The 20463-nt window shown below is 67.4% G+C and carries 19 protein-coding genes; 12 read left to right on the forward strand and 7 right to left on the reverse strand.

Translation table 11 applies throughout. The features are described from left to right. Nucleotides 1–8: 8 nt before the first annotated feature. From mrdA to PYV55_RS07315, 4 genes are all read right to left on the reverse strand, one after another. A complete protein-coding gene (gene mrdA, locus PYV55_RS07300; RefSeq protein ID WP_275850174.1) occupies nt 9–1907 on the reverse strand; it encodes a penicillin-binding protein 2 in 1899 nt (632 codons plus the stop codon). Nucleotides 1908–2065: 158 nt separating this feature from the next. Further along, complete coding sequence (mreD, locus tag PYV55_RS07305; RefSeq protein WP_275850029.1) at nt 2066–2584, reverse strand: rod shape-determining protein MreD; 519 nt, start codon at nt 2582–2584, stop codon at nt 2066–2068. Continuing rightward, nucleotides 2581–3552: a rod shape-determining protein MreC gene (gene mreC / locus PYV55_RS07310; RefSeq protein ID WP_275850030.1), complete on the reverse strand. Its 972-nt coding sequence runs from the start codon at nt 3550–3552 to the stop codon at nt 2581–2583. Before mreC ends, mreD begins: the two co-directional genes overlap by 4 nt. Before the next feature lie 127 nt (nt 3553–3679). Continuing rightward, nucleotides 3680–4723 (reverse strand): rod shape-determining protein, encoded by a 1044-nt coding sequence (locus tag PYV55_RS07315; RefSeq protein ID WP_114482545.1) that lies wholly within the window; start codon nt 4721–4723, stop codon nt 3680–3682. A gap of 214 nt (nt 4724–4937) precedes the next feature. On the opposite strand from PYV55_RS07315, the gene gatC reads away from it, so the two are divergent. The 3 genes from gatC to gatB are packed head-to-tail and all read left to right on the forward strand — an operon-like array spanning nt 4938 to nt 8208. Then, nucleotides 4938–5237, forward strand: a complete 300-nt coding sequence (gatC, locus tag PYV55_RS07320) for an Asp-tRNA(Asn)/Glu-tRNA(Gln) amidotransferase subunit GatC (protein WP_275850031.1) — start codon at nt 4938–4940, stop codon at nt 5235–5237. Nucleotides 5238–5245: 8 nt separating this feature from the next. After that, on the forward strand, nt 5246–6742 hold the full coding sequence (gatA, locus tag PYV55_RS07325) for an Asp-tRNA(Asn)/Glu-tRNA(Gln) amidotransferase subunit GatA (RefSeq protein WP_275850032.1): 1497 nt from the start codon (nt 5246–5248) through the stop codon (nt 6740–6742). Continuing rightward, nucleotides 6742–8208: an Asp-tRNA(Asn)/Glu-tRNA(Gln) amidotransferase subunit GatB gene (gene gatB / locus PYV55_RS07330; RefSeq protein ID WP_275850033.1), complete on the forward strand. Its 1467-nt coding sequence runs from the start codon at nt 6742–6744 to the stop codon at nt 8206–8208. Before gatA ends, gatB begins: the two co-directional genes overlap by 1 nt. A 33-nt stretch (nt 8209–8241) precedes the next feature. Here the strand turns inward: gatB and PYV55_RS07335 are convergent, their stop codons facing one another. Together PYV55_RS07335 and pyrE are read right to left on the reverse strand one after the other, a co-directional pair. Then, on the reverse strand, nt 8242–8943 hold the full coding sequence (locus tag PYV55_RS07335; protein WP_407066781.1) for a DUF4124 domain-containing protein: 702 nt from the start codon (nt 8941–8943) through the stop codon (nt 8242–8244). Further along, nucleotides 8940–9656, reverse strand: a complete 717-nt coding sequence (gene pyrE, locus PYV55_RS07340) for an orotate phosphoribosyltransferase (protein ID WP_275850034.1) — start codon at nt 9654–9656, stop codon at nt 8940–8942. The genes PYV55_RS07335 and pyrE overlap by 4 nt, the downstream gene beginning before the upstream one ends. Before the next feature lie 10 nt (nt 9657–9666). Between pyrE and PYV55_RS07345 the strand changes: the two genes are divergently transcribed. From PYV55_RS07345 to PYV55_RS07355, 3 genes are read left to right on the forward strand one after another with little or no spacing between them, the layout of a single operon-like run. Beyond that, nucleotides 9667–10470: an exodeoxyribonuclease III gene (locus PYV55_RS07345; protein WP_275850176.1), complete on the forward strand. Its 804-nt coding sequence runs from the start codon at nt 9667–9669 to the stop codon at nt 10468–10470. 45 nt (nt 10471–10515) lie between these two features. Beyond that, complete coding sequence (locus PYV55_RS07350) at nt 10516–12468, forward strand: GspE/PulE family protein (protein WP_275850035.1); 1953 nt, start codon at nt 10516–10518, stop codon at nt 12466–12468. A 28-nt stretch (nt 12469–12496) separates the two neighbouring features. Beyond that, nucleotides 12497–13135 carry an MBL fold metallo-hydrolase gene (locus PYV55_RS07355; RefSeq protein WP_275850036.1) on the forward strand — a complete coding sequence of 213 codons (639 nt, stop codon included), beginning with the start codon at nt 12497–12499 and terminating at the stop codon, nt 13133–13135. A gap of 62 nt (nt 13136–13197) precedes the next feature. On the opposite strand, the gene mpl is transcribed toward PYV55_RS07355, so the two are convergent. Further along, nucleotides 13198–14778 carry a UDP-N-acetylmuramate:L-alanyl-gamma-D-glutamyl-meso-diaminopimelate ligase gene (gene mpl / locus PYV55_RS07360; protein ID WP_275850037.1) on the reverse strand — a complete coding sequence of 527 codons (1581 nt, stop codon included), beginning with the start codon at nt 14776–14778 and terminating at the stop codon, nt 13198–13200. 175 nt (nt 14779–14953) lie between these two features. Here mpl and PYV55_RS07365 point away from each other — a divergent pair, with 175 nt between their 5' ends. From PYV55_RS07365 to PYV55_RS07390, 6 genes are all read left to right on the forward strand, one after another. After that, nucleotides 14954–15562 carry a hypothetical protein gene (locus PYV55_RS07365; protein ID WP_275850038.1) on the forward strand — a complete coding sequence of 203 codons (609 nt, stop codon included), beginning with the start codon at nt 14954–14956 and terminating at the stop codon, nt 15560–15562. Beyond that, on the forward strand, nt 15559–16137 hold the full coding sequence (locus PYV55_RS07370) for a TlpA family protein disulfide reductase (protein ID WP_275850039.1): 579 nt from the start codon (nt 15559–15561) through the stop codon (nt 16135–16137). Before PYV55_RS07365 ends, PYV55_RS07370 begins: the two co-directional genes overlap by 4 nt. 181 nt (nt 16138–16318) lie before the next feature. Then, entirely contained in the window at nt 16319–16771 is a 453-nt protein-coding gene (gene accB / locus PYV55_RS07375) for an acetyl-CoA carboxylase biotin carboxyl carrier protein (RefSeq protein WP_275850040.1), read from the forward strand. 8 nt (nt 16772–16779) lie between these two features. Beyond that, complete coding sequence (accC, locus tag PYV55_RS07380; RefSeq protein WP_275850041.1) at nt 16780–18129, forward strand: acetyl-CoA carboxylase biotin carboxylase subunit; 1350 nt, start codon at nt 16780–16782, stop codon at nt 18127–18129. 65 nt (nt 18130–18194) lie between these two features. Then, on the forward strand, nt 18195–19127 hold the full coding sequence (prmA, locus tag PYV55_RS07385) for a 50S ribosomal protein L11 methyltransferase (protein WP_275850042.1): 933 nt from the start codon (nt 18195–18197) through the stop codon (nt 19125–19127). Between the two features lie 61 nt (nt 19128–19188). Beyond that, the gene (locus PYV55_RS07390) at nt 19189–20445 is read left to right on the forward strand and encodes a DUF3426 domain-containing protein (protein WP_275850043.1); all 1257 of its coding nucleotides are present in this window, start codon (nt 19189–19191) and stop codon (nt 20443–20445) included. The last annotated feature ends 18 nt before the right edge of the window (nt 20446–20463 follow it).

The raw sequence follows: 20463 nt of genomic DNA on the forward strand, positions 1-20463 counted from the left end.
GGCCTGGGTCAAGGCGCTTGTTGCACTGCGGGCGACAGCGGCACTTCGGCCGCCTGCCTTGGCTTGCCGATCGGTGCGGTGGCCTTGCCGCTGCGCACCGCCGCGATGTCTTCCTCGCTCGGGTATTCGCCCAACAACCAGTAGTCGAACACGCGCCGCGCGATCGGCGCGGCAGCACTCGCGCCCCAGCCGGCGTTTTCGACGATCACCGCGAGCGCGATGCGCGGCGACTCGGCCGGGGCGAAGGCCATGTAGAGCGCGTGGTCGCGCTGGCGCTCCTGCAGTTTGCTGGCGTTGTATTTTTCCTTCTGCCCTATGGTCACGGCCTGCGCCGTGCCGGTCTTGCCCGCCGAGAGGTAGCGCGCGCCGGCAAAGGCCCGCGCGGCGGTGCCCTGCTGCGTCACGCCGACCATGGCGCGGTGCACCACCTCGACGTTTTCAGGCTTGAAGCCGAGGTTCACGCCGGGCTCTGCGGGCAGCGTCTGGCGCGCGTGCGTGACCGGATCGAGCGTGGCCAGCCCCAGGTGCGGGCGGTGGCGCACCCCGCCATTGGCCAGCGTGGCCGTGGCCTGGGCAAGCTGCAGGATGGTGAAGTTGTTGTAGCCCTGGCCTATGCCCAGCGAAATGGTCTCGCCCGCGTACCAGACTTTTTGCTCGGGGCGGCGGTAGGTGGCGCGCTTCCAGGCCTGGCTGGGCAGCACGCCGCGCAGTTCGCCGCCGAGGTCTATGCCGGTGACCTGCCCGAAGTCCAGCGGCTTCATGAAATCGTGGATGGCGTCCACGCCCAGGTCGTTCGCGAGGGAGTAGAAATAGACGTTGCTCGAGAGCATGATCGCGCGGTGCATGTCCACCACGCCCAGGCCGCCGTCTTCGTGGCTACGGAAGGTGTGGCCGCCGAAGGTCCACGCGCCGCGATCGACGATGGTGTCGCGCGGGGTGCGTTTGCCCAGTTCGAGCGCGGCCAGCGCCATGAAGGGTTTGTAGGTCGAGCCCGGCGGGTAGGTGCCGCGCAGGGCGCGGTTGAGCAGGGGCTTGTCGAGCGATTCGTTGAGCGCCGTCCAGTTCTCCACGTCTATGCCTTCGACGAACAGGTTCGGGTCGAACGTGGGTTTGGAGACGAGCGCGAGCACTTCGCCCGTGCGCGGGTCCAGAGCCACGAGCGCGCCGCGCCGCTCGCCGAACAGGTCTTCGACCATTTGTTGCAGCTTGATGTCGAGCGCGAGCACCACGTTGCTGCCCGGCGTGGCCGGGCGGCTCGCGAGCTTGCGCACGGCGCGTCCGCCGGCAGAGGTTTCCATCAGCTCCACGCCCGTGGTGCCGTGCAGCAGCGCCTCATAGTTTTGCTCTATGCCCAGCTTGCCTATGTATTCGGTGCCGCGGTAGTTGGCCTCGTCGTCCGAGTCCTGGATGCGCTCTTTTTCCGCCTGGTTGATGCGGCCTATGTAGCCTATGGCGTGGCTCGCGGTCTCGGCGAGGGGGTAGCTGCGAAAGAGCCGTGCCTTCACATCGACGCCCGGAAAGCGAAAGCGCTGCGCCGCAAAGCGCGCCACCTCTTCGTCCGTGAGGCGCGTGCGTATGGGCAGCGAATCGAAGTTGCGCGATTCTTCGAGCAGGCGCTTGAAGCGCCTGCGGTCGCGCGGCTGGATCTCGACCACCTGCGCCAGCGCGTCCAGCGTGGCTTCGAGGTCGGGCACCTTGGAGGGCGTGATCTCGAGCGTGTACGCGGCGTAGTTGCTCGCGAGCACCACGCCGTTGCGGTCCAGGATCAAACCGCGACTGGGCACGATGGGCAGCACTGCCGTGCGGTTGCTCTCGGCCTGCGCAGCCAGGTCTTCGTGGCGTATCACCTGCAGGTACACCAGCCGCGCGAGCACCAGGCCAAACGCCAGCAGCACCACCGCGCCCATGACGAGCACGCGCAGGCGAAAGTCCGCCGCGTCGGCCTGGACGTTGCGCAGCTCGGCGACGAACGCGACCTCTTCGCCCGGCCATGGCGCATCGCTGCCCTGCAGGCGCCTGCGCAGGCGCAGTGCGGTCTGGCGAAGGCGCGCAAACCTCGGCATGGTCACAAGGGGCGGTTTTCGTCGCGCGCGGGCGGGCGGCGCTGGGGGGCCAGCAGGACCCAGCTCGCCAGCGGCCACAGCAGGGTTTCGAGCAACGGTGCAATGACACCGGCCAGGCCCGGGAACACACCACCCCAGGCGAGCCCCACGGCCAGCGCCATCGCGTGCGCGAGCAGCAGCAGCGGCAGCACGTGCAAGGCCTGCGCCCAGGCGCTGAACCACGCGAGCCGTCGCTGCAGCGCCGCGGCGCCGTAGGCGAGCACGGTGTAGGCGAGCGCATGCTGGCCCAGCAGGCTGGTGGCTTGCACGTCCATGCACAGGCCCAGCACGAAAGCCGTGCCCATGCCCACGCGCTGCGGCTGGTGCACGCACCAGAAAGCGAGCAGCAGCATGAGGAAGTCCGGCAGCCAGACCACGCGCCCGAGCGGCAGCATGTTCAGCGCCAGCCCGGCGACCAGGCTCGCGGCGATGAAAAAAGGCTTGGCCGGCAACAGCAGCGGCTGCCCGCGCGGCATGATCATGGTGCGCGTCCTCCCTTGCCTTCGGTCTTTTCGGTCTTGCTTTCGCCCTTGCCTTTCTTTTTCGCAGCAGGCGCTTCGAGGGCCGAGGCCGGTGGGCGCTCCGGCAGCTGCGCGGCGAGCGGCTGCAGCACGAGCACGTGGCGCGCGCCCTGCACCTGGGCGAGCGGTGCACAGGCGACGCGCGCAAAGGTCGAATCGGCGCGGCGCTCGACGCGCAGCACCCGGGCCACGGGCTGGCCCGGCGGATAAACGCCATCGACGCCGCTGGTGCTGAGCAGGTCGCCTTCGCGGATGTCCGCACTGCTGGGCATGAAGCGCAGTTCCAGGCTGCCGCTGTGACCCGCCACCGGGTCACCAAAGGCCACGCCGCGCGCCCCGGTGCGCATGTTCTGTACGGGCGTCGCCTGCTCGCGGTCGATCAGCAGCGTGACTTCGCTCACGAGCGGCAGCACGCGCGTCACCTGGCCGAGCACGCCCGCGGCATCGATGACGGGCGCGCCCGCCACCACGCCCGCGGCCTGGCCGCGGTCTATGACCACGCGGCGGCTGAACGGATCGGCCGCGTCGTAGATCACCTCGGCCGCCTGGGCCGGGGTGTCCAGCCGGTTTTTCAGCTGCAGCAATTGACGCAGTTGCTGGTTTTCCTGAAGGAGCAAGTCCGTCTGGTGCGCGCGCTGCGCGAGCTGCAGCATCTGGGCGCGCGCGGCCCGGGCTTCAGCCTCGGCCTGGTGCAGCGACTGAAAGTAGTCCAGCCCCTGGTGTGCGAACTCCACGGGCTGGCGCATCAGCCACTGCGCGGGGTACAGCACTGTGGCCACGGCCCGGCGCAGCGGCCCTACGAGCTGAAAACGCGCATCGGCCACCATCAGGAACAGCGCCAGTGCAGCGTACAGCGCCAGTTGCGACAGCGGCGACGGCCCCTGTTTGAAGAGCGAGGGCGCGCTGCGCTCCAGGGTTGCGGGCGGCATGGGGCGGGTTCAGGAGGGGGCGATCAGAGCGAAGCCGACGGCAAGGTGCGATGCGGGCATCCGTGCAGGGGCCACAAGCGCGCGCACTGGCATCCGCAGGGCATGATCGCGCGGCGCTCCAAACGCCTCATTCGCTCGTGAAAATGCTGCCGAGCCGGTCCATGCGCTCGAGCGCGATGCCGCAGCCGCGCACCACGCAGGTCAGCGGGTCTTCGGCCACGAGCACGGGCAGGCCGGTTTCCTCGGCGAGCAGGCGGTCGAGGTCGCGCAGCAGCGCGCCGCCGCCCGTGAGCATCATGCCGCGCTCGGCAATGTCCGCGCCGAGCTCGGGCGGTGTCTGCTCGAGTGCGTTCTTGACGGCCGAGACGATCTGGTTGAGCGGGTCGGTGAGCGCTTCGAGCACTTCGTTGCTCGAAATGGTGAAGCTGCGCGGCACGCCCTCGCTGAGGTTGCGCCCCTTGACTTCCATCTCGCGCACTTCCGAACCCGGAAAGGCCGAGCCTATGGTCTTTTTGATGAGTTCGGCCGTGGGCTCGCCGATCAGCATGCCGTAGTTGCGGCGGATGTAGTTGATGATGGCCTCGTCGAACTTGTCGCCGCCCACGCGCACGCTGCCTTTGTAGACCATGCCGCCGAGCGAGATCACGCCGACTTCGGTCGTGCCGCCACCGATATCGACGACCATGGAGCCCGAAGCCTCGCTCACGGGCAGGCCCGCACCTATGCCTGCGGCCATGGGCTCCTCGATCAGATAGACCGCTGTGGCGCCAGCCGCTTCGGCCGCGTCCTTGATGGCGCGGCGCTCGACCTGCGTGGAGCCGCAGGGCACGCAGATGATGATGCGCGGGCTCGGCGTGAGCAGGGTGCGCGGGTGCACCATCTTGATGAACTGCTTGATCATCTGCTCGGTGATCACGAAGTCGGCAATCACGCCGTCCTTCATCGGGCGGATGGCTTCGATATTGCCGGGCACCTTGCCCAGCATGGCTTTGGCTTCGCGGCCCACGGCCTGGATGACTTTCTTGCCGTGCGGGCCGCCTTCGTGACGGATCGCGACGACCGAGGGCTCATCAAGCACGATGCCCTTGTCGCGCGCAAAAATCAGGGTGTTGGCCGTGCCAAGATCAATGGCCAGGTCGGTGGAGAAATACCGACGGAAAGCTCCGAACATTCAAAATCCTCTGGGGCACGGCATGCACGTGCGGCCTGCCAGTGCCGGGTTGGTGGGGTCAAAAGTTTTGCTTTTTTCGCACAATGACCGGCAGGAGGGAGGGTATTGCGGCAAAGCCGGGATAATACCCGATCCCCTCTGCGCGAACCGTGCCACGGCTTGGCGCGCAGCACAGTTTTACATCTGTGGCAGCACCACTTCCACCCTTGTTTTTATGGCACTGACACCCCAGGACATCGGGCGCATCGCGCACCTGGCGCGGCTTGCGCTCAGCCCCGCCGAAGCCGAGCGCATGCACACGCAGCTCAACGGCTTTTTTGCCATCGTCGAGCAGATGCGCGCCGTCGATACCAGCGGCCTCACGCCGCTGCCGCACCCCGTCGCCACCGTGCAGCCCGTGGCCCTGCGGCTGCGCGACGACGTCGCGAGCGAGCCCAACCAGCGTGAGCGCAACCAGCGCAGCGCGCCGGCCGTGGAGCGCGGCCTGTACCTCGTGCCCAAAGTCATCGAGTGAGGCCGCGCATGACATCGACCCCTGCATTGCACGATCTGGGCGTGGCCGAACTCGCCGCCCAATTGCGCGCCCGCCGCGTGTCCGCCGTCGAAGCGGCGCAGCATTTTCTGGCGCGCGCGCGCACCCACCAGCACCTGGGTGCCTACCTCGCGCTGAACGAAGAAGCGACGCTCGCGCAGGCACGCGCCGCCGATGCGCGCCTGCAGGCCGGCACGGGCGGCCCGCTCGAAGGCGTGCCCATCGCACACAAGGACATCTTCGTCACCCAGGACTTCCCGAGCACCGCGGGCTCGAAAATGCTCGCGGGCTACCAGTCACCGTTCGACGCGACCGTGGTGCAGCGCCTCGCCGCGGCCGGCTGCGTGACGCTGGGCAAGCTCAATTGCGACGAATTCGCCATGGGTTCGGCCAACGAAAACTCGGCCATCGCGCCACTGGGCTTTGACGCGCCCGCGCCGGTGCGCAACCCCTGGGACACCGCTCGCGTGCCCGGCGGCTCCTCGGGCGGCAGTGCGGTGGCCGTGGCGGCGCGCCTGGCGCCCGCCGCGACGGGCACCGACACTGGCGGCTCGATCCGCCAACCCGCCTCGTTTTGCGGCATCACGGGCATCAAGCCGACCTACGGGCGCGCCTCGCGCTACGGCATGATCGCCTTTGCCTCCAGCCTCGACCAGGCCGGCCCCATGGCGCGTTCGGCGCAGGACTGCGCGCTGCTGCTGTCGGCCCTGTGCGGCCCCGACCCCGACCGCGATTCGACTTCACTCGACCTGCCCGCCGAAGACTTCAGCGCGCGGCTGGGCGACAGCTTCGATGGCCTGCGCATCGGCATCCCCGCCGAGTTTTTCGGTGAGGGGCTGGCCGAAGACGTGCGCGCCACGGTCGAAGCCGCGCTCAAGGAGTACGAAAAACTCGGCGCCACGCTCGTGCCCATCCGCCTGCCGCGCACCGAGCTATCGATTCCGGTGTACTACATCATCGCGCCCGCCGAGGCGAGCTCCAACCTGAGCCGCTACGACGGCGTCAAGTTTGGCCACCGCGCACGCGACTACACCGACCTCGAAGACATGTACAAAAAGACCCGCGCCGAAGGCTTCGGCGACGAGGTCAAGCGCCGCATCATGATAGGCACCTACGTGCTGAGCCACGGCTACTACGACGCCTACTACCTGCAGGCGCAAAAAATCCGCCGCATGATCGCCGACGACTTCCAGCAGGCTTTCACGCACTGCGACCTGATCGCCGGCCCCGTCGCACCGAGCGTGGCCTGGTCCCTGGGCGCACACGGCAGCGACCCGCTCGCCGACTACCTGGCCGACATCTACACCCTGCCCGCCTCGCTCGCGGGCCTGCCCGGCATGAGCGTGCCCGCGGGCTTTGGTGCGCACGGCATGCCCGTGGGGCTGCAGCTCATAGGCAACTATTTTCAGGAAGCCCGGCTGCTGAACGCAGCGCACCGCTTGCAGCAGGTGACGGATTTTCATTTGCGCCAGCCCGGGGGGTTGTGATGATGACGAGCAGCAATTTGATCCACGGCTACGAAGTCGTGATCGGTTTCGAAACCCATGCGCAGCTGGCCACGCGCAGCAAAATCTTCAGCCGCGCCTCCACGGCGTTTGGCGCCGAGCCCAATACGCAGGCTTGCGCGGTCGATCTGGCCTTGCCGGGCACGCTGCCGGTGATGAACCGCGCGGCCGTCGAATGCGCTATCAAATTGGGACTCGCACTCGGCTCCCACATTGCGCCTATGAGCATTTTTGCGCGCAAAAACTATTTCTACCCCGACCTGCCCAAGGGCTACCAGATCAGCCAGTACGAAATTCCCGTGGTGCAAGGCGGCGAGGTGTCGTTTTACGTGGGCGACGCGAAAAAAACCGTGCGCCTGGTGCGCGCGCACCTCGAGGAGGATGCGGGCAAGTCGCTGCACGAAGAGTTCCACGGCATGAGCGGCATCGACCTGAACCGTGCCGGCACGCCGCTGCTGGAAATCGTCACCGAGCCCGACATGCGCTCCACCGCCGAAGCCGTGGCCTACGCCCGCGAGCTGCACAAGATCGTCACCTGGATAGGCATCTGCGACGGCAACATGCAGGAGGGGAGCTTTCGCTGCGACGCGAACGTGAGCGTGCGCAAGCCCGGCCAGCCGCTGGGCACGCGGCGCGAGATCAAGAACCTCAACAGCTTCAAGTTCATGCAGCAGGCGATCGACTACGAGATCCGCTGGCAGATCGAGCAGCTCGAGGACGGCCACGCGATCCAGCAGGCCACGGTGCTGTTCGACCCCGCGACGGGCGAGACGCGCGCCATGCGCACCAAGGAGGACGCGGCCGACTACCGTTATTTCCCCGATCCAGATTTGCCACCGCTCCATATTTCAGAGCAATGGGTCGAGGAACAGCGTAGGCTGATGCCCGAATTGCCGCGTGCCATGGCGGCGCGCTTCGTAGTGGACTACGGCTTGCCCGAGTACGACGCGAGCACGCTCACGCAGTCGCCCGCGATGGCCGCGTACTTCGAGGCCGTGGCGCGCGCTTGCGGCCAGCCCAAGCTCGCGAGCAACTGGATCATGGGCGAAGTCTCGCGGCGCCTGAACGCCGAGGAAATCGGCATCGCGCACTCGCCCGTGGGCGCTGCGCAGCTTGCGGCGCTGATTGCGCGCATCGCGGACGACACGCTCAGCAACAACGCGGCGCGCCAGGTGTTCGACGCCTTATGGAAAGGCGAAGGGAAGGGCGAGGGCGGCGACGTCGATGCCTTGATCGAAGCCAAGGGTCTCAAGCAGGTGAACGATGCCGGCGCGCTCGAGCAGATCATCGCCGAGGTGATCGCCGCGAACCCCGACAACGTGGCGCAGTTCAAGGCCGGCAAGGACAAGGCCTTCAACGCGCTCGTCGGGCAGGTGATGAAGGCGAGCAAAGGCAAGGCGAATCCACAGCAGGTGAATGCGTTGCTGCGCGCCAGGCTCGAGGGATGAGAGAGCGCAGCGGCGGCCTGCTCGGCCCGTCCTTCAGCGTACCGATGGCGGGTTGAGGGCAGGGGGAGGCGTTGACACAGGCGCCGCGGCGGCGGAAGGCTGGCCTTGGCTGCGCCACAGCTCGCGCAGCTGCGCAAGCTCCGCGTCGAAACGCTGTTGAATACGGCGCTTTTCCTGCTCCTGCGCGGCAATGAAGCGCCACTGCGCGGCTGTTTCGTCCTGGTTGTCGGCAACCTGGCGGCGCAGTTTCAGGGGGGCTTTGCTCGGGTCTTTTTGATAGAACTCCATCTCCGTATCCAGCGCCTTGCGCTCCTGCAGCAATTCCTGCAGGCGCTTGCGGGCGATGGCCGTGACCTCGTCGACCTGTGCCAGCGCGGCGGCGCGCTCGGCATCGTGCGCAGCCTGGTTCGGGTAGCGCGCGAGCAGGACGCGGTTGCGGCGGCGCTCTTCGAGCATGCGCGATTGCTCCTCGGCCTCTTTGCGGCGTTGCGCTTCGAGGGCTGCACGTTCCGGTTCGGTGAGCGAGGGGCCGATTTTGCGGCGCGTCACGCCCATGGGGCTGAGTTCACGCTGCTCGCGGTCCAGGCATTCGACGATGGGGCGGTCGGACGTGATGCGCCGGCCCTGGGCATCGGTGCAGGTGTAGATGCTGCCACCCGTGGGGGGTTGCGCGCCTGCGGCAATGGTGCCAAGGCCTGCGAGCAGCGCCGCACCGAGGTTCCAGAATTTGGTCAAAAAATCGCTCCCCCGCCATCGTCATCGACCCCGTAGCGCTCGCGATAGGCGAGCACCCGGGCGCGGTGGGCTGCCATTGCGTCCCCGGCCGCGTCGGACAGGTACAGCAATAAATCTGCCAGGCGCGCAATCGCGCACACCTGCAGGCCGAGCTCACGGCGCACGTACTGCACGGCGCTGTAGGGCACGTCCTGGCCGTTTTCGGTGGCTTTTTCCTGCCGGTCGAGTGCGACCACCATCGCATGCGGCGTGGCGCCGGCGGCGCGGATCAGCGCGATCGACTCGCGCGCTGCGGTGCCCGCGGACATCACGTCGTCGATGATGAGCACGCGCCCGCGCAGCGGCGCGCCCACCAGCGTGCCGCCCTCACCGTGGTCTTTGGCCTCTTTGCGGTTGTAGGCGAAGGGCACGTTGCGCCCTTGGCGCGCGAGTTCCACGGCCACCGTGGCCGCGAGCGGGATGCCCTTGTAGGCCGGGCCGAACACCATGTCGAAGGCGATGCCGCTTGCTTGCAGCGCGCTTGCATAGAATTGCGCGAGCCGGCCGAGCTTGGCGCCGTCGTCGAACAGCCCGGCATTGAAGAAATAAGGGCTCAGGCGCCCCGCCTTGGTCTTGAATTCGCCGAAGCGCAACACACCGGTCTCGACGGCGAAACGCACGAAGTCCTGCGCCAGCTGGCTTTGTGGTGCGCTTTGTACGCCCTTGTCTCCCATGGAAAAACCCTTGTTCAAGTTAAGCAGCCTCAATCTCAACGGCATCCGCTCGGCCGCCAGCAAAGGCGTAGAGGAATGGATTGCCTCCATGCGGCCGGATTGTATTTGCGTGCAGGAGGTCAAGGCCCAGGCCGCCGACGTGCAGGGACGCTTCGAGCAGCTTGCCGGATTGCAGGGCTATTTTCACTTTGCGCAGAAAAAAGGCTACGCGGGCGTGGGCATCTACACGCGCCACACGCCCAGCGACGTGCTGACGGGTTTTGGCGTACCCGAATTCGATGCCGAGGGGCGCTACGTCGAGCTGCGCTTCGACACGCCCGCGCGCAAGCTCTCCATCGTGAGCGCGTACTTCCCGAGCGGCTCCTCGGGCGAGGAGCGCCAGCAGGCCAAGTTCCGCTTTCTCGAGGCGGTTTACCCACACCTGCTGCATCTGCAGGCCGAGCGCGAGTTCATCCTCTGCGGCGACCTCAACATCGCGCACCAGCCCATAGACCTGAAAAACTGGCGCAGCAACCAGAAAAACAGCGGTTTTCTGCCCGAAGAGCGCGCCTGGCTGACAAAGCTGTTGCGCACGAATGACAACCCGCTTGGGCTGGTGGACGTTTATCGCCACCTGCAGCCCAGCGCTACGGACGCGGCCTACACCTGGTGGAGCAACCGCGGCCAGGCCTGGGCGAAGAACGTGGGCTGGCGGCTCGACTACCACCTGGCCACGCCGGCCCTCGCGGAATTGGCACGCGCCGAGCATGTTTACAAGGAGCAGCGCTTTTCCGACCACGCGCCGATCACGGTCGATTACGCTTTGGCGCTTTGATGGCTTTGCGCGCACAAACGCCTTTGCTTACCCAAGCTTTTGCTTATGTCCGATATTTCCGATCCTGTTTTGGTCGACCCGACCCCCGAGGCGCCGACGCCCACCTTCACACCGCCGCATGCCGAGGCACTGTGGAAACTGGTCACCGTCCCGCATCCGGTCATAGGCAAAGCCCACCACCTCGGTGAGGCGCTGGTGCACGCGGGCCTGATCAGCGCGCCCGTGCTCGCCGATGCGCTGCAGATTCAGCAGCTGGAACGCCAAACTGGCAAAGACCCGCATCTGGGGCAAATCCTTGCCAGCCACGGCCATGTCACGCCCGAGCAGCTGCAGCGTGTCATCGACAGCTGGCTGGGCGAATATGTGGTCGATCCCGGCAAGCTGGCGCCCGACCCTGCAGCCCTGGAGCTGGTGCCGCGCACGGTGGCCGAGCGTGAATCGGTGCTGCCGCTGCTCGCGCGCGACGATGCGCTGGTGCTGCTGATGGCGGACCCGCACGACCGTGTGCTGCTCGACGAGCTGCGCTTTCTGACGCAGCGGCGCCTGATTCCGGTGCATGCTGCGCCGGGCACGCTGCTGCCGGCGATCAGCCGCTTTTATGGCGGTGCCGGCGGCGCGAATGCCGGCGCGAAAAAGGCTGCACCCGCCGCGGCAGGCGCCATGAACCAGCCGACGACGGCTCAAGAGCTTGCCTCCAACCTGGATGCGGCGGGTGGCGACCTCGACGTGACGCCGGCCGACGTCATCAGCGAATCCGACAACACCCTGGTGCGCCTGATCAATTCGCTCATCAGCGAGGCCATTTCCCACCGCGCCTCCGACATCCACATCGAAACCGAGTCGCCGCCGCAGCCGGTGCGCATACGCCTGCGCATCGATGGCGATCTGCAGCCATATCTGGAGCTGCCCGCGCGCTATCGTTTTGCGCTCGTGGCGCGCCTCAAGATCATGGCGGTGATGGACATTTCGGAGCACCGCAAGCCGCAGGACGGCAAGATCGACTTTGCGCGCTTCGGCGGCCCGCCGGTCGAGCTGCGCGTGGTCACGGTGCCCACTTCGCGCGGGCTCGAGGACGTGGTGCTGCGCCTGCTCGCGGGCGCCAAGCCGCTGCCGCTCGACCAGATCGGGCTGAGCCCGGGCAATCTGACGGGGCTGCGCACCTTGATGCGCAAGAGCTACGGCCTGATCCTGGTCTGCGGCCCCACGGGCAGCGGCAAGACGACCACGCTGCATTCGGTGATCCGCGAGCTCAATACCGACAGCCGCAAGATCTGGACGGCCGAAGACCCGATCGAAATCTCGCAGGCCGGGCTGCGCCAGGTGCAGATGAACCCGCGCATCGGCTGGACCTTCGCCTCGGCCATGCGCACCTTTTTGCGCGCCGACCCGGACGTGATCATGATCGGCGAAATGCGCGACGAGGAAACCGCGCGCATCGCGATCGAGGCCTCGCTCACCGGGCATCTGGTGCTCTCCACGCTGCACACCAATTCGGCGCCCGAGAGCATCACGCGGCTGCTCGAAATCGGGCTCGATCCGTTCAACTTTTCCGATTCGCTGCTGGGCATCCTCGCGCAGCGGCTGGTGCGGCGCCTGTGCACGGCCTGCCGCGCCCCGCGCGTGGCCGAGGCCGACGAGCTCGACAGCCTGGCCTCGCAGTACCTCGAAAGCGGCACCACCCACACGCCCGAAGTCCGCGCGGCGCTGATTGCGCAGTGGCGCCAGCGCTTCGGCGGCCAGGGCGGCGAACTGCGCCTGTGGAAGCACGTGGGCTGCAAGGAATGCGAGGGCCATGGCTACCGCGGGCGCATGGGCATTCACGAGCTGATGCTGAGCGACGACAGCATCCGCCAGCACATCCGCCACCGCGCGCCAGCCTCGGACATCCGCCATTCGGCGCTCGCCGCCGGCATGCTGACGCTGCGCCAGGACGGCATCGAAAAAGTGCTGCAAGGCCTGACCGACATGCCCGAGGTGATCGCCGCGAGCAATTTGTGACCCGTCCATTTCCCCTACGGAACCCGCCATGCTCCACTACCGCACCCTCCCCGTCACGCCTTTCCAGCAGAACTGCTCCATCGTCTGGTGCGATGCCACGCACGAGGCGGCGTTCATCGACCCGGGCGGCGACATCGAGCAGCTGCTCGCCGAAGTCCGGCGCCTGGGCGTCAAGCCCACGCAAATCTGGCTCACGCACGCGCACATTGACCACGCCGGCGGCGCGGGTGAGCTCGCGCAATACCTGGGCATCCCCATCGTCGGCCCGCACCCGGGCGACCAGTTCTGGATCGACGGCCTGGCGCAGCAAAGCACGGCCTTCGGCTTTGCGCCCGCCGTGCCGTTCACGCCCACGCGCTGGCTGCACGATGGCGACAGCGTGCAGGTCGGCCAGGAGACGCTGCAGGTGCGCCACACGCCGGGCCACACGCCGGGCCACGTGGTATTCCACGCGCCGCAGATCGAGCGCGCCTTCGTCGGCGACGTGCTGTTCGCGGGCAGCATTGGGCGCACGGACTTTCCGGGGGGCAACCATCAGCAGCTGATCGACAGCATCATTCAGCGCCTGTGGCCCATGGGCGACCAGACGGTGTTCATTCCCGGCCACGGGCCCGAGAGCACCTTTGGCCGCGAGCGGCGCAGCAATCCCTTCGTGGGTGGTACTTGAGGCGCGTGCCGACGAATTTGGATAAAAACTACCTTTAGTCAAGGTAGGACAAGCGCAAGCAGCTATTGTTTAGATAGTGCTTCGAGCAGCTTGGCGTGCACGCTGCCAAAGCCGCCGTTGCTCATGCACACGATGTGGTCGCCCGGCTGCGCGGCCTGCACGACCTGGCGCACCAGCGTGGCGATGTCGGGCGCGGTCTGCGCGCGTGCGCCCAGCGGCGCGAGCGCCTCGCGTGCGTCCCAGTCGAGGCCCCCGGTGTGGCAAAAGGCCAGGTCGGCCGGCTCCAGGGCCCAGGGCAGCTGCGCCTTCATGGTGCCGAGCTTCATGGTGTTGCTGCGCGGCTCGAACACGGCCAGGATGCGCGCCTGCCGCTGGCCCGAGGCGTCTAGGAGCCTGTCGGACTTTGGAATCGTCGGCTGCGAATGTGCCGCAGCGGCCCATTTTTTACCGTCTTCTTGCCCCATAGTCCCGCTATGGGGCGGCAAATCCGGCAAAAACTGGTCTCGCTGGGGCGCATTCTCGCTATCGACGCCCAAAGTCCGACAGGCTCCTAGCTGGCGGCGCAGGCCGTCGAGCGTGGTGCGCATGGCCGTGGGGTGGTGCGCGAAGTCGTCGTACACCGTGACCTCGCCGCCCGGCAGCGCCACGCGCCCGCGCAGTTCCATGCGGCGCCGCACGTTCTGAAAGCCCGCGAGCGCCTGCGCTGCCTGCGCCACCGGCACGCCCACGTGCTGCGCCGCCGCGATGGCCGCGAGCGCGTTGAGCTGGTTGTGCACGCCCGTGAGCGACCAGACCACGCGCCCCTGCGGCTGGCCCTGCACGAGCACGTCGAAAGCCTGCGGCTCGCCCGCGGCGCAAAAATCGCTCACCGCGGCGCCAAAGCTGCGCACCTCGCTCCAGCAGCCCTGGTGCAGCACGCGCGCAAGGCTCTCCTCGAGGCCGTTGACCACCACGCGCCCGGCAGCCGGCACGGTGCGCAGCAGGTGGTGGAACTGGCGCTCGATCGCGGCCAGGTCGTCGAAGATGTCGGCGTGGTCGAACTCGAGGTTGTTGAGCACCGCCGTGCGCGGGCGGTAGTGCACGAATTTGCTGCGCTTGTCGAAAAAGGCCGTGTCGTATTCGTCGGCCTCGATCACGAACAGCGGCCGCGGCTGCCCCGGCGCCTGCGCGCCCAGGCGCGCCGAAATGCCGAAATTCAGCGGCACGCCGCCCACCAGAAAGCCCGGCGTGAGCCCGGCGCTCTGCAAAATCCACGCGAGCATGGAGGTCGTGGTGGTCTTGCCGTGCGTGCCCGCCACGGCCAGCACATGGCGGCCCTGCAGCACATGCTCGGCCAGCCACTGCGGGCCGCTGGTGTACGGCAGGCCCGCGTCGAGGATGGCCTCCATCAAGGGGAACTTGGGCGCACCATCGGCCAGCCGCGCGCGGCTGACCACGTTGCCCACCACGAACATGTCGGGCGCGAGCGCGAGCTGGTCGGCGCCAAAGCCTTCGATCAGCTCGATGCCCAGCGCGCGCAGCTGCTCGCTCATGGGCGGATAGACGCCCGCATCGCAGCCCGTGACCTTGTGCCCGGCCTCGCGCGCGAGCGCGGCCACGCCGCCCATGAAAGTGCCGCAAATGCCCAGAATGTGGATATGCATGGCGGGGCATTGTAATCTTGGAGACAAATTGGCCTCTAGCGCAGAATCATCAAGCGCAAGCAGCTATGAAAAAAGGAGTTTTCGAACGGTCTGCGCGGGGCTGCGGGCTGCGGTATGGCGCAGGGCTGCGGGTTCACGCCACAATGCGGGCTGCACACACTGCCGCCCGACTGCCATGCCAGCCAACTCCTTGAGCGCCGAAATCGCCAGCACCGCGGCCCGCCTGGCCGTGGAAGAAGGGCTCGAATGGGGCCCGGCCAAGCGCCGAGCGCTGCGGGTGCTGGGCCTGCCGGCGCGCACGCCGCTGCCCGACAACACGCTGGTGGAAGCCGCCGTGCGCGAGCACATCGCGCTTTTTTGCGCCGACACCCAGCCGCGCGAGCTGCGTGCGCTGCGCCAGCTTGCGCTGAGTTGGATGGAACGCCTCGCGGAATTCCGGCCCCACCTCGGCGGCGCCGTCTGGCACGGCACGGCCACGCGGCTTTCCGACATTTACCTGCAACTTTTCTGCGACGACCCCAAGTCCGCCGAGATCGCCCTCATCAACCACAGCGTGGAGTACGAGCCGCGCACGGTGCCGGGCCTGCACGGCGCGCCCGTAGAGGCGCTGAGCATCTCCAGCCGCGCGCCTGAGCTGGGCGAGGCAATCGGTGTGCACCTCTTGATCTACGACCTCGACGACCTGCGCGGCGCCCTGCGCCCCGATGCCCAGGGCCGCACGCCGCGCGGCGACATCGCTGCGGTGCGGCAGCTGCTGCAAGAACCGCCGCATCCCAAACCATGAACCAACGCACCGAAAACAAACCGCTCTCCGCAGAATCCGCAAGTGCCGGCCGGCGTCGGCTGCTTTATGCCGGTGTCGCCGCAGCCGCCGCACTGGGCGGCGCCTGGCTGGCTTGGCGCAGGCTTGCGCTCGATGGCACTTCCCCAGATCTGGAGCAGATGCTCTGGGCGCAGGAGTTCGACACCCCACAGGGCGGCGCGCGCCTGGCGCTGCGCAGCTTCGCGGGCCGACCGCTGCTGCTCAACTTCTGGGCCACCTGGTGCCCGCCCTGCGTTGCCGAATTGCCGCTGCTCAACAGCTTTTACCGCGCGCACCGCGAGGCCGGCTGGCAGGTGGTGGGCCTGGCGATCGATCAGCCGGCCTCGGTGCAGCGCTTCTTGCAGCGCCAGCCGCTCGATTTTCCGATCGGCCTGGCCGCGCAGGGCGGCACCGAGCTGGCGCGTGCGCTCGGCAACCTGGGCGGCGGGTTGCCGTTCACGGTGCTCTTCGACGCGGCGGGCAAAGTGCGGCACCGTAAAATCGGCGCGGCGAGCGAGGCCGAACTGCAGCAATGGGCGGCGCTGCCAGTGCGCTGAGTATTTGCGTATTCCTGCCGGCTCCATGCGCAACACCTTTTCATGGTCGCCTCCACCCTGCGCGGCCGCCTGACGATCACGCCCAATTGCGGCAGATCATGAAAAATATCCACCAAAGCACAAAAATGGCCGAAATTGCAGTAAATTCGCGCCCTCTCGTTGTATTGCCTTCGGAGCACCCATGGACTTGCGAAAACTCAAAACCCTGATCGACCTCGTGTCCGAATCGAACGTGTCTGAACTCGAAATCACCGAAGCCGAGGGCAAGGTACGCATCGTCAAGGGCGGCCCGGCCGTGGTGCAGCAGTACGCCCCGGTGGCTGCGCCCGCACCCATGGCCATGGCGGCAGCGCCCGCCGCTGCAGCAGCGGCCGAACTGCCCGCACCTGCGGCCTTGCCCGGGCATGTGGTCAAGTCGCCCATGGTGGGCACTTTCTACCGCGCACCCAGCCCTGGCGCCAAGCCCTTCGTCGAGGTGGGCAGCCAGGTGAAAGAAGGCGACACCCTGTGCATCATCGAGGCCATGAAGATCCTCAACGAGATCGAGGCCGACAAGGCCGGCACCGTGACGCGCGTGCTCTGCGAAAACGGCCAGGCCGTCGAATACGGACAACCGCTGTTCGCGATCGAGTAAGGCGGCGCATGTTCAAAAAAATATTGATCGCGAACCGCGGAGAGATCGCGCTGCGCATCCAGCGCGCCTGCCAGGAGCTGGGTGTCAAGGCCGTGATGGTCTATTCCGAGGCCGACCGCGACGCCAAGTACGTCAAGCTCGCCGAAGAAGCGGTGTGCATAGGCCCTGCGCCCTCACCGCTGAGCTACCTCAACATGCCGGCCATCATCTCGGCCGCCGAGGTGACCGACGCCGAGGCCATCCATCCGGGCTACGGCTTCTTGAGCGAGAACGCCGATTTTGCCGAGCGCGTGCAAAAGAGCGGTTTCGAATTCATAGGCCCCACGCCCGATGCCATCCGCATCATGGGCGACAAGGTTGCGGCCAAGCAGGCCATGGTGCAGGCCGGGGTGCCCTGCGTGCCGGGCTCGGAAGGCGCGTTGCCCGACGATCCGGTGCAAATCGGCCGCATCGCCCGCGCCGTGGGCTACCCCGTGATCATCAAGGCGGCGGGCGGCGGCGGCGGGCGCGGCATGCGCGTGGTGCACACCGAGGCAGCGCTGATCAACGCCGTGCAAACCACCAAGTCAGAGGCGGCAGCCGCCTTCGGCAACCCCTCGGTCTATCTGGAAAAATTCCTGCAAAACCCGCGCCACATCGAAATCCAGGTGCTCGCCGACAAGCACCGCAACGCCGTGTACCTGGGCGAGCGTGACTGCTCCATGCAGCGGCGCCACCAGAAGGTGATCGAGGAGGCCCCGGCACCCGGCATCCCGCGCCGGCTCATCGAGCGCATCGGCGAGCGCTGCGTGGCTGCCTGCAAAAAGATCGGCTACCGCGGCGCGGGCACCTTCGAATTTCTGTTCGAAAACGGCGAGTTCTACTTCATCGAGATGAACACGCGCGTGCAGGTCGAGCACCCGGTCACCGAGTGGATCACCGGCATAGACATCGTGCGCACGCAGATCATGGTTGCCGCGGGCGAAAAGCTGCCGTTCACGCAGCGCCAGATCGAGCTGCGCGGTCACGCGATCGAGTGCCGCATCAACGCCGAAGACGCGTACAAATTCACCCCTTCGCCGGGCCGCGTCACCATGTGGCACCCGCCTGGAGGGCCGGGCGTGCGCGTGGATTCGCACGTCTATACCAATTACTACGTGCCGCCGAATTACGACTCCATGATCGGCAAGATCATCACGCACGGCGACACGCGCGAGCAAGCGCTCGCGCGCATGCGCACGGCGCTCGCCGAAACAGTGGTCGAGGGCATACAGACCAACATTCCGCTGCACCGCGAGATGCTGGTGGATGCCAAGTTCGTCACCGGCGGCACGAGCATCCATTACCTCGAAGAGTGGCTGGAGCAGCACAAGCGCTGAGACGCCTTTCGCTTGCTTTGCGCCCCCGCGCCCAACTTTCGGCCATTTTTCCCCTACCGCCCGCCATGTTTGAATTGCGCCTGTTGTGCCCCGAGGGCAGTGTCGAAGCCGTGAGCGATGCGCTCGAAGCGCTCGACGCCCTGAGCGTGTCGGTCGAAGATGCCGACGCGCAGACCGAGGCCGAGCAGGCGCTGTTCGGCGAGCCCGGCATGCCGCCGCCGCGCGAAGGCTGGCAGCGCAGCCGCGTGCTGGCGCTGTTTGCCACCGAAGAAGCGGCGCGCCAGGCGCAGCAGCTGCTCGCGGTGCAGGACTTTTTTGCCGGCTGTGCGGTGCTCGGCCTGGCTGCGGTGCCCGAGCAGGACTGGGTGCGGCTGACGCAGGCACAGTTTGCGCCTGTGGAGATCACGCCCGACTTCTGGATCGTGCCCAGCTGGCACGACTTGCCGCCGCAGGCGCGGCGCAGCCTGCGGCTCGATCCGGGGCTGGCCTTCGGCACGGGCACGCACCCCACCACGCGCATGTGCCTGCGCTGGATGGCACGCACAGCGCAACAGGCCGCTGCGGCCGGCGCACCGCAGGCCGTGAATGCGTTCGGGCGCGTGCTCGACTACGGCTGTGGCTCGGGCATCCTGGCGCTGGGCGCGGCCCTGTTCGGGGCGACCGAGATCGACGCCGTCGATATCGACCCCGCTGCCGTGCAAGCCACGCTGGAAAACGCGCGCGCCAACGGTGTGCAGGCCCCGGGCGTGCAGCTGCGCGCAGGCCTGCCGGAGCTTGCGCAGGGCCTGTACCAGACCGTGTTTGCCAACATTCTCGCGAGCCCACTCAAGGTGCTCGCGCCCCTGCTGTGCGCCCATGTCGCGCCGGGCGGCTGGCTCGTGCTCGCTGGCATCCTCGAACGCCAGGCGCAGGAGCTGCAAGAGGCCTATGCCCCGTGGATACGCCTTGAAGTGGCCGACACCGAAGACGGCTGGATTCTGATGACCGGCTCGCGCTGAGTCCGCACAGGAGCGGCATGGCGGGCGGTGCTTTCAGAGGGAACCCTACAATGGGTCGCTGATGAGCCAGATCACACGCTGCCCTTCTTGCGGAACCCGTTTCAGGGTCGTTGCCGACCAGCTGCGCATCTCCGACGGTTGGGTGCGTTGCGGGCAGTGCCACGAGATTTTCGACGCCTCGGCGCAGCTCGTACCTGCCAGCGCGCGGGTGCGCTGGCCCGATGCGGTGCCTGCAGCAGATGCGCAGCAGCGGCCCGCAGGCGCAGGGCTTCTGGATTCAGAGTCACCGGCGACAACCGCTGCTGCAGCGCAGTACCCATCTTCCGAAGACGACGCATCCTCCAGTCTGCAGGCGGGCACTTGCGCCTTGCCAGCGTTCCTGACGCACGCGCCGGCATCCCCTGCTGCATTGCCGGATACAGGGCCGCCAGAGGGCGCAAGCCCCGCCGTGCCGCCCCAAGAGACCCAAAAGCAGGAGCTGGAGGGTTACGAGCTACCGTTTGCCGAGCTGCGCGACTCGGGCTGGCCGGAGGAGGATGAAGACGCACAGGTGGGTGATGCGGCGTTAGAGGAACACGGAACGCCGCCTGTGCCTGCCCATGGGCAGGAGCATGAGGGCGCAGAGCCCTTTGAGCACGCGGCGGATGCGCAAGCAGCGCACGAGCCAGCTGCATTGATGCCGCCCGAAGAGGTCGGATTTGTCGATGCGTCAGTCTGCGAAATGCTGGTGCAGGCGAATGAAGTGCCACCCGGCCACGCCTTGGGCGACGAGGCGCTTCCTGAAGACGCAGAACTCGATGTGCAGGAACCCGGTTTCGTGCGCGCCGCGCGGCGCCGCGCCTTCTGGCGCCGGCCGTGGGTGCGCGCAGGACTGGCGGCGCTTTCTGTGCTTTTGCTGGCGGCGCTGGCCTTGCAGGTCGCGGTGCAGGAGCGTGACGCCATCGCCGCGGCAGCCCCGGCAGCACGGCCATGGCTGCAGCAGGTCTGCGCGCCTGTGGGCTGCAGCGTGGCGCCGCTGCGCCGCATCGCGGACGTGGTGATAGACAGCTCTTCGTTCCAAAAAGGCCGGGGCGACAGCTACCAGCTCACGTTCAGCCTGCAAAATCGCGCTCCCCATGCCCTGGCGATGCCGGCGCTGGAGCTGACCCTGACCGACGCGCAGGATCAGCCCGCGGTGCGCCGCGTGCTGCTGCCCAAGGACATCGGGGCGCCGGCGGAACTCCCGCCCCGCGGTGGCTGGGGCGCGGCGCTGACGGTGGTCGTGACCACGGGCGGTGCGCGCGTGGCCGGCTACCGCCTGCTGGCGTTTTATCCTTGAATTTTTTCTGACTCCACC

This window comes from Extensimonas soli (assembly GCF_029211265.1).
Taxonomy (GTDB): domain Bacteria; phylum Pseudomonadota; class Gammaproteobacteria; order Burkholderiales; family Burkholderiaceae_C; genus Extensimonas; species Extensimonas soli.

Coding starts and splice junctions, on each gene's coding strand:
- mrdA (WP_275850174.1), bottom strand. CDS start 1,907: ATGGGCGCGGTGGTGCTGCTGGCGTTTGGCCTGGTGCTCGCGCGGCTG.
- mreD (WP_275850029.1), bottom strand. CDS start 2,584: ATGATCATGCCGCGCGGGCAGCCGCTGCTGTTGCCGGCCAAGCCTTTT.
- mreC (WP_275850030.1), bottom strand. CDS start 3,552: ATGCCGCCCGCAACCCTGGAGCGCAGCGCGCCCTCGCTCTTCAAACAG.
- PYV55_RS07315 (WP_114482545.1), bottom strand. CDS start 4,723: ATGTTCGGAGCTTTCCGTCGGTATTTCTCCACCGACCTGGCCATTGAT.
- gatC (WP_275850031.1), top strand. CDS start 4,938: ATGGCACTGACACCCCAGGACATCGGGCGCATCGCGCACCTGGCGCGG.
- gatA (WP_275850032.1), top strand. CDS start 5,246: ATGACATCGACCCCTGCATTGCACGATCTGGGCGTGGCCGAACTCGCC.
- gatB (WP_275850033.1), top strand. CDS start 6,742: ATGATGACGAGCAGCAATTTGATCCACGGCTACGAAGTCGTGATCGGT.
- pyrE (WP_275850034.1), bottom strand. CDS start 9,656: ATGGGAGACAAGGGCGTACAAAGCGCACCACAAAGCCAGCTGGCGCAG.
- PYV55_RS07350 (WP_275850035.1), top strand. CDS start 10,516: ATGTCCGATATTTCCGATCCTGTTTTGGTCGACCCGACCCCCGAGGCG.
- PYV55_RS07355 (WP_275850036.1), top strand. CDS start 12,497: ATGCTCCACTACCGCACCCTCCCCGTCACGCCTTTCCAGCAGAACTGC.
- mpl (WP_275850037.1), bottom strand. CDS start 14,778: ATGCATATCCACATTCTGGGCATTTGCGGCACTTTCATGGGCGGCGTG.
- PYV55_RS07365 (WP_275850038.1), top strand. CDS start 14,954: ATGCCAGCCAACTCCTTGAGCGCCGAAATCGCCAGCACCGCGGCCCGC.
- PYV55_RS07370 (WP_275850039.1), top strand. CDS start 15,559: ATGAACCAACGCACCGAAAACAAACCGCTCTCCGCAGAATCCGCAAGT.
- accB (WP_275850040.1), top strand. CDS start 16,319: ATGGACTTGCGAAAACTCAAAACCCTGATCGACCTCGTGTCCGAATCG.
- accC (WP_275850041.1), top strand. CDS start 16,780: ATGTTCAAAAAAATATTGATCGCGAACCGCGGAGAGATCGCGCTGCGC.
- prmA (WP_275850042.1), top strand. CDS start 18,195: ATGTTTGAATTGCGCCTGTTGTGCCCCGAGGGCAGTGTCGAAGCCGTG.
- PYV55_RS07390 (WP_275850043.1), top strand. CDS start 19,189: ATGAGCCAGATCACACGCTGCCCTTCTTGCGGAACCCGTTTCAGGGTC.